This window comes from Rhizobium sp. Root149 (genome assembly GCF_001427345.1).
Lineage (GTDB): Bacteria > Pseudomonadota > Alphaproteobacteria > Rhizobiales > Rhizobiaceae > Neorhizobium > Neorhizobium rhizoryzae.
Genome location: NZ_LMGD01000020.1, coordinates 98,719 through 110,699, shown reverse-complemented (window position 1 = coordinate 110,699; position 11,981 = coordinate 98,719). Strand labels below are relative to the sequence as shown.

The 11,981-nt window shown below is 58.1% G+C and carries 10 protein-coding genes; 4 read left to right on the top strand and 6 right to left on the bottom strand.

The window, feature by feature from the left end:
• Nucleotides 1-19: 19 nt before the first annotated feature.
• Together fabB and fabI are read left to right on the top strand one after the other, a co-directional pair.
• The gene (gene fabB / locus ASD54_RS12605) at nt 20-1,243 is read left to right on the top strand and encodes a beta-ketoacyl-ACP synthase I (protein WP_062554965.1); all 1,224 of its coding nucleotides are present in this window, start codon (nt 20-22) and stop codon (nt 1,241-1,243) included.
• A 4-nt stretch (nt 1,244-1,247) separates the two neighbouring features.
• A complete protein-coding gene (gene fabI / locus ASD54_RS12600; RefSeq protein WP_062554964.1) occupies nt 1,248-2,054 on the top strand; it encodes an enoyl-ACP reductase FabI in 807 nt (268 codons plus the stop codon).
• Between the two features lie 76 nt (nt 2,055-2,130).
• Here the strand turns inward: fabI and ASD54_RS12595 are convergent, their stop codons facing one another.
• The 5 genes from ASD54_RS12595 to rbfA form a co-directional block, all read right to left on the bottom strand.
• A complete protein-coding gene (locus tag ASD54_RS12595) occupies nt 2,131-3,147 on the bottom strand; it encodes a class I SAM-dependent methyltransferase (protein ID WP_062554963.1) in 1,017 nt (338 codons plus the stop codon).
• Between the two features lie 179 nt (nt 3,148-3,326).
• Nucleotides 3,327-5,462 carry a polyribonucleotide nucleotidyltransferase gene (gene pnp / locus ASD54_RS12590; RefSeq protein ID WP_062554962.1) on the bottom strand — a complete coding sequence of 712 codons (2,136 nt, stop codon included), beginning with the start codon at nt 5,460-5,462 and terminating at the stop codon, nt 3,327-3,329.
• 305 nt (nt 5,463-5,767) lie between these two features.
• Entirely contained in the window at nt 5,768-6,037 is a 270-nt protein-coding gene (gene rpsO, locus ASD54_RS12585; protein WP_062554961.1) for a 30S ribosomal protein S15, read from the bottom strand.
• 160 nt (nt 6,038-6,197) lie between these two features.
• Nucleotides 6,198-7,127 (bottom strand): tRNA pseudouridine(55) synthase TruB, encoded by a 930-nt coding sequence (truB, locus tag ASD54_RS12580; RefSeq protein ID WP_062555446.1) that lies wholly within the window; start codon nt 7,125-7,127, stop codon nt 6,198-6,200.
• A gap of 7 nt (nt 7,128-7,134) precedes the next feature.
• On the bottom strand, nt 7,135-7,551 hold the full coding sequence (gene rbfA, locus ASD54_RS12575; protein ID WP_062554960.1) for a 30S ribosome-binding factor RbfA: 417 nt from the start codon (nt 7,549-7,551) through the stop codon (nt 7,135-7,137).
• A gap of 467 nt (nt 7,552-8,018) precedes the next feature.
• Between rbfA and ASD54_RS12570 the strand changes: the two genes are divergently transcribed.
• Both ASD54_RS12570 and ASD54_RS12565 read left to right on the top strand, forming a co-directional pair.
• Nucleotides 8,019-9,089: a DUF475 domain-containing protein gene (locus ASD54_RS12570; RefSeq protein WP_062554959.1), complete on the top strand. Its 1,071-nt coding sequence runs from the start codon at nt 8,019-8,021 to the stop codon at nt 9,087-9,089.
• Nucleotides 9,090-9,234: 145 nt separating this feature from the next.
• Nucleotides 9,235-9,987: a siderophore-interacting protein gene (locus ASD54_RS12565; protein WP_062555445.1), complete on the top strand. Its 753-nt coding sequence runs from the start codon at nt 9,235-9,237 to the stop codon at nt 9,985-9,987.
• 8 nt (nt 9,988-9,995) lie between these two features.
• Here ASD54_RS12565 and ASD54_RS12560 read toward each other — a convergent pair whose 3' ends face one another.
• On the bottom strand, nt 9,996-11,720 hold the full coding sequence (locus tag ASD54_RS12560; protein ID WP_062554958.1) for a hypothetical protein: 1,725 nt from the start codon (nt 11,718-11,720) through the stop codon (nt 9,996-9,998).
• Nucleotides 11,721-11,981 lie beyond the last annotated feature (261 nt).

Genomic DNA, 11,981 nt, shown 5'->3' with positions numbered 1-11,981 from the left:
CTTCAAAAGGTTCATTGTCATGCGACGGGTAGTTGTCACGGGTTTGGGTGTCGTTTCTTCAATCGGCAATAATGCCGATGAGGTGACCACCTCGCTTCGCGATGCCAAGTCCGGCATCACCTTCTCCAGCGATTTTGCCAAGCACGGCTTCAAGTGCCAGGTCTGGGGCAAGCCTACCCTTGATCCGACCGAACTGGTGGATCGGCGCGCGATGCGCTTTCTCTCCCAGGGCGGCGCCTGGAACCATGTTGCGATGAAGCAGGCGATTGCCGACGCAGGCCTGGAAGAAGCCGATTACGCGCAGAATGAGCGCGTTGGCATCATCATGGGCTCCGGCGGTCCTTCCACCCGCCAGATCGTTGAAGCTGCCGATATCGTACGCCAGAACAACAGCCCCAAGCGCATTGGGCCGTTCGCTGTGCCGAAGGCCATGTCTTCCACTGCTTCGGCAACGCTTGCCACATGGTTCAAGCTGCATGGCGTGAACTACTCGATCTCCTCAGCCTGCTCGACATCGGCGCACTGCATCGGGAATGCGGTCGAAATGATCCAATGGGGCAAGCAGGATATGGTGTTTGCCGGTGGCCACGAGGATCTGGACTGGACGATGTCCGACCTCTTCGACGCCATGGGCGCCATGTCAACGAAGTACAACGACCGCGCAGAGGTTGCTTCGCGCGCGTATGATGCCAACCGAGACGGCTTTGTCATCGCCGGTGGCGCAGGCGTCCTCGTTCTCGAAGAGCTGGAGCGTGCCAAGGCGCGTGGCGCGAAGATATATGCGGAAGTGGTCGGCTACGGTGCGACATCCGACGGCTACGATATGGTCGCCCCCTCCGGCGAAGGCGCAATCCGCTGCATGCGGCAGGCGCTCTCTACAGTTAAAGGCGAGGTTGACTACATCAACACGCATGGCACATCCACGCCCGTGGGTGACGCCAAGGAAATGGGAGCGATCCGCGAAGTCTTCGGCTCCAAGATCCCGCACATTCAATCCACCAAGTCGTTGACGGGCCATTCTCTCGGCGCGGCCGGCGTTCAGGAATCGATCTATTCGTTGCTGATGATGCAGGCTGGCTTCATTGGTGAAAGCGCGCATATCGAAGAGATCGATCCAGATTTTGCCGATATGCCTGTCGTTCGTCAGCGCATCGACAATGCGAAATTCGATATTGCCCTTTCCAACTCCTTCGGGTTCGGCGGCACCAACGCCACGCTCGTCTTCCAGCGCTATAACGGATAAGACCATGAGCGGTATCATGCAGGGAAAACGCGGGCTCATCATGGGCGTCGCGAACAATCACTCCATTGCCTGGGGCATCTCCAAGGCTGTTTCGGCGCAGGGCGCAGAGCTGGCCTTCACCTATCAGGGTGAAGCGCTGGGCCGTCGCGTCAAGCCGCTGGCAGCAGAGGTCAATTCCGATTTCGTCCTGCCCTGCGATGTCGAGGATCTGGCATCTGTCGATGCCACGTTCGATGCCATCAAGGAGCGCTGGGGCAAGCTGGACTTCATCGTCCACGCGATCGGCTTCTCCGACAAGAACGAGCTGAAGGGCCTTTACGCAGATACGACCCGTGACAACTTCAGCCGGACCATGGTCATCTCCTGTTTCTCCTTCACGGAGATCGCAAAGCGCGCCGCAGAACTGATGACGGACGAAGGCGCGATGCTGACGTTGACCTATGGCGGCTCGGTGCGCGTTATCCCGAACTACAACGTCATGGGCGTCGCAAAGGCAGCTCTGGAAGCGTCCGTACGCTATCTGGCCGCAGACTATGGTCCAAAGGGTATTCGCGTCAACGCGATCTCGGCTGGCCCTGTCCGGACCCTGGCCGGCGCTGGCATTTCCGATGCGCGCGCTATCTACTCCTGGAACCAGAAGAATTCGCCGCTCCGCCGCACCGCGACAATCGAGGATATCGGCGGTTCCGCCCTCTATCTTCTGTCGGACCTCTCGCGCGGCGTCACGGGTGAAATCCACTACGTGGATGCGGGCTACAACATCACCTCGCTGCCCAATCTGGATCGTCTGCGCAACGCCGACTCCGAGTAAGGAACCGAGCGTCGAACAAGAAAGGCCCCCGAATCATCAGATCCGGGGGCCTTTTCTAATTGATGGCGACTTTGACCTACTTTCGTGCCTGAAGCACCTTGAAGCGGGCATTGCGGCAGACTTCGCTGCTTTCCTTGAATTCTGCCTTCAGGACCGGCTCATAGGGGAGACCGCGGTTGGCCACCATCAGCAGCTGGCCGCCGATGCGCAGCGCGCTGGATGCTGCCTTGATGAAAGCCTGGCCGATGGCTGGATCGGCTGCATGACCCTCATGAAACGGCGGGTTCATGATCACGAGATCGTACTTCTCCTTGATCGGCTCAGCCACGAGATCCTGCCAGAAAAAGCGGGTCGCGAGATCCGGGCAATTGCGCGCAAGGTTCTGCTTCGCGAACTCCAATGCACGGTGATCGGCCTCGAAGAGATCGATACGATTGGTACGCGGCGACGCTTCCTTGAGCATGACCGAGAGATAGCCCCAACCTGCGCCCAGATCGGCTGCGTTTCCATCGAAATCGCGCGGCAGGCGGCTTGCGAGCAGCTCCGAGCCCGGATCGACATGATCGTGCGAGAAGGTTCCAGCAACGGTCTCAAACCGATTGTCGATCAATTGCGGCTGCTTTGCGAGCTTGACCACAGCAGCCGTAACGTCTGCCGGTCTTGTGAACCAGGCGACAACCCCGTGATACTTCGGCATGTGCTCCACGTCGAAGCCAAGATTGGCGAGCTGCTTGCGAAGCGGCTGGACGCCGTCTTCCTTGGCGCCGGCCAGAACAATGACCCCGCCGTCGCGCACACGCGTCAGGGCTTCGGCAACATTTTGCTCGTTTTCGCCTTTGTGCTTGCTGCACAGGATCAGCGCACCATCAAAGTTCTCGCCTTCAACTTCCGGAACCACACGGGCACCGGTCGCGCTCAAGGGGCGAAAGAGAGGGCGAAGCGGCTGGATGTTCAGGATCTCAGCCTTGAAGTCCTCGGGTAAACGAGGCGCCACTTCCGCAGCAAGAAAGAGGAAGCGGCTGCCCTCGCCCGGCGCGTCCAGCGTGCCAATGGCGAAGGGATGAAACAGTGTTTTAGCGGCGTCGCGGATCATGGTGGGTTCCGGGTCTTAGAGCTTTTCCGGTCAACCGGATCATTGATTATGCTCTATGTCTTTGTTTCTACGCAGTCCGGACGCAAAACCGCTAACGCATTTTTGCTCGGACGTGCTCCGGGATAGCAAAAGGGCGCGGAAACGATCCCGCGCCCCAAGAATGGTCTCAAGAAGAAACCTTATTCAGCGGCAGCGTCGCCTTCAGCCTTCTTGATTTCCTGGCCGGTTGCCTGATCGACAACCTTCATGGACAGGCGAACCTTGCCACGCTCATCGAAGCCCATCAGCTTGACCCATACCTTGTCGCCTTCCTTGACGACGTCGGAGGTCTTGGCAACGCGCTCGGAAGCCAGCTGCGAGATGTGAACGAGGCCGTCACGTGCGCCGAAGAAGTTGACGAATGCGCCGAAGTCGGCCGTCTTCACGACGGTGCCTTCGTAGATCTGGCCAACTTCCGGCTCTGCCACGATGGAATGGATCCACTTGCGGGCTGCCTCGATTTCCTTGCCGGAAGCAGATGCGATCTTGACCGTACCGTCGTCCTCGATGTTGATCTTGGCGCCGGTCTTCTCAACGATTTCGCGGATGACCTTACCGCCCGAACCGATGACTTCACGGATCTTGTCGACCGGGATGTTCATGACTTCGATGCGCGGTGCGAATTCGCCCAGCTGACCACGGCTTTCGGTGATGGCCTTGGCCATTTCGCCGAGAATGTGGTTACGGCCACCCTTGGCCTGGTTGAGAGCGACCTTCATGATCTCTTCGGTAATACCGGCGATCTTGATGTCCATCTGCAGCGAGGTGATGCCCGCTTCGGTGCCGGCCACCTTGAAGTCCATGTCGCCGAGGTGATCTTCGTCACCCAGGATGTCGGAGAGAACCGCAAAGCGCTCACCTTCGAGGATGAGGCCCATGGCGATACCGGCAACCGGCTTGGCCAAAGGAACGCCTGCGTCCATCAGCGCCAGCGAGGTGCCGCAAACGGTTGCCATGGAGGACGAACCGTTGGACTCGGTGATTTCAGACACGACGCGCAGCGTGTAGGGGAACTGTTCCGGCGTGGGCAGCATCGGGTGGATAGCGCGCCATGCGAGCTTGCCATGGCCGATTTCGCGGCGGCCCGGGGAGCCCATGCGGCCAGTTTCACCGACAGAATAGGGCGGGAAGTTGTAGTGGAGCATGAACTGCTCCTTGTACATGCCCGTCAGGCTGTCGACATACTGCTCGTCTTCGCCCGTGCCGAGCGTTGCAACGACCAGAGCCTGCGTTTCGCCGCGGGTAAAGAGAGCGGAACCGTGTGTGCGCGGCAGGATGCCAACTTCCGAAATGATCGGACGAACGGTTTCGAGGTCGCGACCGTCGATGCGGCTCTTGGTGTCGAGGATGTTCCAGCGAACGATCTTGGCCTGCAGGTGCTTGAACACGGCTGCAACCACTTCGGGCGCATACTTGGCTTCGCCTTCTGCAGGCAGGAAGTGTGCCTTGACCTTTGCCTTGACGGCATCAACGGCAGCGTAGCGGTCAGCCTTCTGGGTGATCTTGTAGGCGTCACGCAGTTCGGCTTCGGCAAGCTTCAGCATTTCGGCTTCGAGTTCGGAATGATCTTCCGGTTCGAACTCGCGCGGCTCCTTGGCAGCCACTTCAGCCAGCTTGATGATGGCGTCGATGACCGGCTGGAAACCCTTGTGGCCGAACATGACGGCGCCAAGCATGACTTCTTCGTTGAGTTCCTTGGCTTCGGACTCAACCATCAGAACCGCGTCGGATGTACCGGCGACAACGAGGTCGAGCGTCGACTCGTCCATCTCGTCCAGATGCGGGTTCAGAACGTATTCGCCATTGATGTAGCCAACGCGTGCGCCGCCAACCGGGCCCATGAACGGAACGCCGGACAGCGTCAGGGCAGCAGAGGTAGCAACCATGGACAGGATGTCCGGGTTGTTTTCCAGGTCATGCTGAATGACGGTGACGACAACCTGCGTGTCGTTCTTGTAGCCTTCCGGGAAGAGCGGACGGATCGGACGGTCGATCAGGCGCGAAACCAGCGTTTCGTTCTCCGAAGGACGGCCTTCACGCTTGAAATAGCCGCCCGGGATCTTGCCGGCAGCATAGGTCTTTTCCTGATAGTTGACGGTCAGCGGGAAGAAGTCCTGGCCCGGCTTCGGCTCCTTGGCAGAGACCACAGTCGCCAGGACCACGGTTTCGCCATAGGTGGCGATGACGGCGCCATCCGCCTGACGAGCAACCTTGCCGGTTTCCAGTCTGAGCGTGCGGCCTGCCCACTCGATTTCGACAGCATGTGTGTTGAACATGATTTTCAGTCCTTCATGCGCGGCGGCCTTGCACCTCACCCGCCAAGGGGAGCATGCCGAAAGCCGCATCCAGCGCTTCGTGTGACGAGATCACGGGCAAGACAACAAGAGGCTTTCAATGAGCCAGACTATGTGCCTGGCGAAAGCATCCGGCAATCCTGCCCCATGACAGGTCATCGGTTAAGTTAGCAGGAACGGCGGATCCGGGCCTGCCAAGTCTGCCGCAATCCATGCGGCCGTTTCCGGGTCTTGCGCCCGGATGAAATGCGGCGAACGACCCTTTGGATCGTCCGCCGAATCTGCTCTTAGCGACGGATACCGAGGCTCGAGATGAGCTTCGTGTAACGGCCTTCGTCCTTCTTCTTCAAGTAGTCGAGCAGCGAACGGCGGCTCGAGACCATCTTGAGAAGGCCACGACGGGAGTGGTTGTCCTTCTTGTGGCCCTTGAAGTGCTCGGTGAGGTTGTTGATCCGCTCGGTCAGGATAGCAACCTGGATTTCCGGAGAACCGGTATCACCTTCAACGGTTGCGTATTCCTTGATGAGGGCAGCCTTACGCTCTGCAGTGATCGACATCGGACAATCCTTTCTGAAATTTAGGAATAAAGACACCAAAGGCCGGGATGTCGTCCAGCCTTGGCCATGAACGCAAAGGGCACGCACAAGCGCACCCTAGCTGGCCGTGGCTATAAACCATTCGGCCATTGATGGGAAGAGCTATGTTAGTTGCCGCAAATCAGGCAAAAACGCGCTTCGGCCGGAACTCGCCCTGTCCGATTTCGCCGATTGCTACCAGCTTGCCACCGGCAAGCGCCACGGCCTCCGGCTCATCGACGGGCGCATCGCGTCCACGCAGAATGATCGGATTGCCCATGCGAATACGATGGGCCTGATCATCGCTGATGCGGATCTGCGGCAGCGCAGACAAGGCCTCGCTCGTCTCCATGAGGAATGCGTCGAGTGCTGCCAGACGCTCGTCACGGTCCTCGATCTCTTCCAGAGCCACCAGTTCCGCCAGTGGCACCATCGCCTCTTCAGCGAAAGGCGCGACGAATGTGCGACGGAGGCCGGAAATATGACCGTAGCATCCAAGGTCGCGGCCAAAATCGCGCGCCAGCGACCGAACATAGGTGCCCTTGCCGCATTCGACTTCGAAGAAGGCGCGGTCCTGTTCCGCTTTCAACAGCGTCAACCGGTGGATCTCCACCTCACGAGAGGGGATCTCGACGGTTTCGCCGTCACGGGCCAGATCGTAGGCGCGCTCGCCCGCGATTTTGATGGCTGAAAACTGCGGCGGAACCTGACTGATGACGCCCATGTAGTTTGGCAGCAGGGCACGGATCTCTTCTTCTGTCGGACGCTTGTCGGAGGTCTGCGTCACCTCGCCTTCCAGATCATCGCTCGTGCGCTCTTCGCCCCAGGAGACCGTGAATTCGTAGATCTTGCGGCCATCCATGACATAAGGCACGGTCTTGGTGGCATCGCCGAGCGCGATCGGCAACATGCCAGAGGCAAGCGGGTCGAGCGTGCCGGCATGGCCGGCCTTCTGGGCGTTGAACAGCCATTTGATCTTGCCCACGGCTTCGGTGGAGCCAAAATCAACGGGCTTGTCGAGAACGAGCCAGCCGGAAATGGCCCGGCCCTTGGGTTTACGCGGTTTGGACATCTTGCTCTTATTCGTTTTCGTCATCTTTTGCGTCGTCAGCAGCGAGGTCGCGACTGACTTCCGGTGAGCGCAGAAGCTCATCGATTTTCTTGTAGTTATCGAAGCTCGTATCGTCGCGGAAGCGAACCTCAGGCATGTACTTCATCTGACGAAGTGCGCCGCCCATTCGCCCGCGAATGAATTTCGCGTTGCGGTTCAAGGCTTCGATAACCTTGGCATGATCGGAGACGCCGAGAGGCGTGACATATGCAGTCGCGATCTTGAGATCCGGCGACATGCGCACTTCCGACACTGAAATGACCGTGCGCTCGATGATATCGTCGCGCACTTCGCCCCGCTGCAGGACTTGCGTGATAGCGGCACGAACCTGTTCGCCAACGCGCAGCATGCGCTGGGAAGGCGCTGAAGAAGTTGCTTTGCTCATTGTTGTTTTTCTTTCCTTCGGCCAATCTCAAGATGCCAGAATAGCAGAATCCGGACCGGTTGGCGCGGGCAGGCGTGCTCAATGCCTCGCTTGATGCCAAACGTCAAGGTTTCCGGGCAAATCTGCCTGACATGCGTTCACGAAGAGCTGAGTTTTTTGATAACCCAACCATACGAATTTTTGACCTCATGCGTTACCGTGTCGCACATCGAACTTGACGTTTTATGAGAATCCTCCATTTTAACCGCTGTCTCCCCCATGGCTAAACCGAAGCCGGGGATTGAACATTGGTGCCGGGCCCCTCTGGCGAGAGTTTTTACGGCGCTCTCGCGATGTCGGTACCGCCTGCAGCATAGCCGGCGGATAACAAACATGACCTACTATCCAATCCGTTCGACGGGTGACGCCCTGCGCGTGCCCGCAACATCTTGCATGCCCTCCTTCTCCAGTAGCCGGGAGGTGCAGCCATGAGCAGTTCCTCATCCTCCACCCTCGGTTATTTCCGGTGGGCATTCATCGTCACCTTTGTCGGACTTGTGCTGGGTGGCGTTCTCGGCTGGCAGTCGACGGGAACCGTGAGCGGAACCCTCACGGTCTTCTTTATCTGTGCGGTCCTGGCCGTGCTGGAGATTTCCCTGTCATTCGATAACGCCATCGTCAATGCGAACAAGCTCAAAGACATGACGCCCGTGTGGCAGCAGCGCTTCCTGACATGGGGCATCCTGATTGCCGTCTTCGGCATGCGTATCGTATTCCCACTGCTGATCGTCGTGATCGCAGCAGGCATTGGACCCATTGATGCCATCGTTCTGGCGGCATCGCGCCCGGAAGAATATTCACGTATCATGCACGAGGCGCATCTGCCGATCGCCGCGTTCGGCGGTACCTTCCTGATGATGGTCGGCCTCACCTTCTTCTTCAACCATGAGAAGGATGTGCACTGGGTGGAGTTTCTCGAAAGCCGTGTTGCACGTTTCGCGACGATCAAGGGCGTCGAGATCGCCTTCGTCCTGCTGCTGATCATGCTGTTCTCGCAATTGCTGCCGGAAGCGGACGCCTCGACCTTCGTGCATGCAGCAGTCTACGGCCTCTTGACCTTCCTTCTGGTGGAAGTGCTGGGCGGCGTTCTTGATGCGTCCCAAAAGACAATGAGCGAAGCGGCCAAAGGTGGCCTCGGAGCCTTCATCTATCTCGAAGTGCTCGATGCCAGCTTCTCCTTCGATGGCGTGATCGGAGCTTTCGCCCTGACGCAGAACCTGTTCATCATCGCCATCGGCCTCGGTATCGGCGCCATGTATGTGCGCTCGATGACCATCATGCTGGTGGAGAAGGGCACGCTTGCAGAGTATCGCTACCTGGAGCACGGCGCATTCTATGCCATCCTGATCCTCTCGGTCATCATGTATGTACAGACGCTGTATCATATCCCGGAGGTCATTACCGGTCTCGGCGGCGCAGGTCTGATCGGTCTCTCGCTCTGGTCGTCCATCCGCTACAATCGACGTGAACAGGCACATGGTGCCGAAGCACTGACTTGAGTTCAGACACGAAATCGGGCCCTTGATGGGCCCGATTTCATTTTGCAGGTATCATGACATAACCGTAATAAAACATGACTTTTAAATACAGGAATTGACCGTTATTCAGGGAGGCAGATTGCTTCTCAATTTTCAGGAATTTGCCATGGATCAAGTTTCAGCCCCTGTGACAGAGACGCCTCGTCGAGGCCCCAATTTGCCCTCCTGGACACTCACCGTGCTTGAAAGCTTCGACGTGACGCCAAAGATGCGGCGTATTGTGTTCAGCGTCGAAAACATAGACCGTTTCGAGTACAAACCTGGACAGGACATCGTCTTTTTCTTGAATGATCCAGCAGGCGGCCATGGACGCCGGCACTATACCGTGCGCGCAGTTGACCGGGATGCCAGCACCCTCTCTGTGGACTTCGTTCTGCACGGCAATTCCGTCGGTCCCAACTTTGCCCGAAGCGTAAAGCCGGGCGATCAGGTCGAGGTAAAGGGTCCGCGCGGACGGGTGGTTTGCAGGCCGGACGCCGATTGGCACCTGCTGACTGGCGATGAAACCTGCATTCCCGGCATCCTGCACATTCTCGAGACATTGCCGACCGGCGCACGAGCGATTGCTTTCATCGAGATCGAGGATGATAGCTGGAAACAGGATTTCGAGACGCAAGGCGAGGTCACGATCGAGTGGATCGCACGCGGCAAGGCAGGTCCGAGCTCCGTGATGATCGATCGGTTGAGCACGCTTGCGCTGCCTGACGGACATGGGCAGGCTCTCATCATCGGCGAGACCAGCAATGTGCGGGCCCAGCGCCATTATCTCATCGAACGTGGCTTCAGCCGGGATCGGATCGCATCAGAAGGTTACTGGCGCCCCGGTCGCAACGGCGGTCACGATCACGTCGATGACTGACTTTCAGGTCAAAACAGAGCGGCATCGAGATCATCATCCGAGAGGACGGTAAGCGGTGCCTGCTCCGGGACAGCGGTTCCAAGGATGGCAGCGTGAAGCTCTCGCTCGGCCGCCATTGTGTAGATCCGGTTGATCCTGGGACCAATGACATCGAGTGCAGGCTGAAGGCGCGTGACATCGACGGACTGGTGGGAACTGGTATGCAGTTCCTCTTCGCACCGATGGAGGATTTCACCCAGATCCGCACGAAAATCCAGTCGCTGAAGAGCGGCATTCATTTCAGCAACCCCGGAAGCGCCTTCCTTCGCCAAATTGGAAAGATCACCCTCCATGGCCTGGCCGACCGAGCGGATGCTTTCCAGCGCGCGCCGCAGACGATCATCAAGGCAATCCTGTGGAGCATCTTCTGGCGTATCGGTCAAAAGGCCTTTTGCCGCTCCTTCAAGCACCTTCAATTGCTCGAGGATCTGCTCAGCCGCTTCATCCAGATGACCTGCGAAGATGCGCAATTCCGCCGTGACAACGTTGATGGCCTTGCCTTCCTCGCCAATCTTGCCGCAACGCAGGTTCGTATTGAGGGCCATGTAGTGGATGTCGCCGCGAACGACACGAACGATTCCGATGTCTTTCAGGAGAACTTCCACTGTCGCCAGGGTGCGCCTCGTCATCCGAGAAGCCTCGTCAGCGACCGCCTCGATTTCGGTAACGGCTGAACGCGCCTGTCCAATGCCGGTTTCGAGATCGCGTAACGATCCGTTCGAGGGCTCGTCACCCTCGCCGACCATTTCACGCTGGATTGTCGTGATCTGGCCAAGTTCATGACGGAAGCTCGCGATTGTCTCGACGATTCTCGCCGTATCGCGCTCAAAATCCTGGCGCGTCTGATGCAATTGTGCAGCGACGAGTTGGCGAACGATGGCTCTGAGCGCCTCATGATCGTCACGGCTCAGCGATGCCGCTTCCGCGGATAGAAGATAATCCTCCAGTATCGAGAATGAGGTCTGGCAGTGTTCGACACGTTGGCGAGTGATATCACCCACCTGCATGGCGGAAAGGGTGGAAGCCAACTTGTTCTGGATGCCCCTTGCAATACCCTTTACCTGCTCGGCACGCTGGTTGAGCTCAAAGCGGTGCGCGCTGATCTGATCGATGCCGCGCCCCAGGCCAAACACGATCGTCGGAATCGTCTGGCTATATCGGTCCAGTGTCGCGGAGCCCTTGCTCATGACAGGACCAAGTCCTGATCCGAGTTCGCCGAGCTTTTGCGACAGGCCATTGACCTGCTCGCTGCCTTCCTGGATGCGTTCGAGGATCTCTTCCGCAAATCCTGCGAAATCCGGGATACCGGCCCCTGTGATCTTGGCTGTTACGGCAAAGGTTCGAAGATAACGCAGTGTTTCCTGCATCCGGCTGATGTGAGGACGCAAAGAGCGTTCTGCCTCGGCAATTTCTCGAAATCCGATCTGCCGCTTCGCCTCGCCTTCCGTGAGGCTGGAAAGCCTGGCAACGGTGGCTTTCAGTTCGCCCATCGTGGCGTTGGCAGTTCCTTCGTCCAGCGAGCCGGTCAGGGCATCGAGAGAAGAGATCATCTTGTTCAAGATATCGAGAATAGACAGAAGTACAGCGCCACCGTCCAGAAAGCGTTGCTCGATGCGCGTACGCGCTTCCTCCAGCCGATCCGCATAAGATGAGGCATCGCGCGGAAAGCTCATCTCTTTTCTGGTTGCTGCCATTACCACGCCGTCAATCTCCGGTTTTAGGCAGAATTGCCCCGTTCCAGCACTCCGCATCGAGTTTCGAATCGCTTTACTCGACTTGTGCGTGAATTAGTTGACCTGCCGGGCGTTAAAGACTTGCCAATAGGACTCACGATTTCTGCAGCTTGGTTAATTTTCCTGACGCTGAAGTGCGCAATTCTGAAGGCACCGGAAATTACTAGGCAAGAAGTGATGCTCGACCATTAGTAACTTGTTAAGCATCCGGCACCACATTAC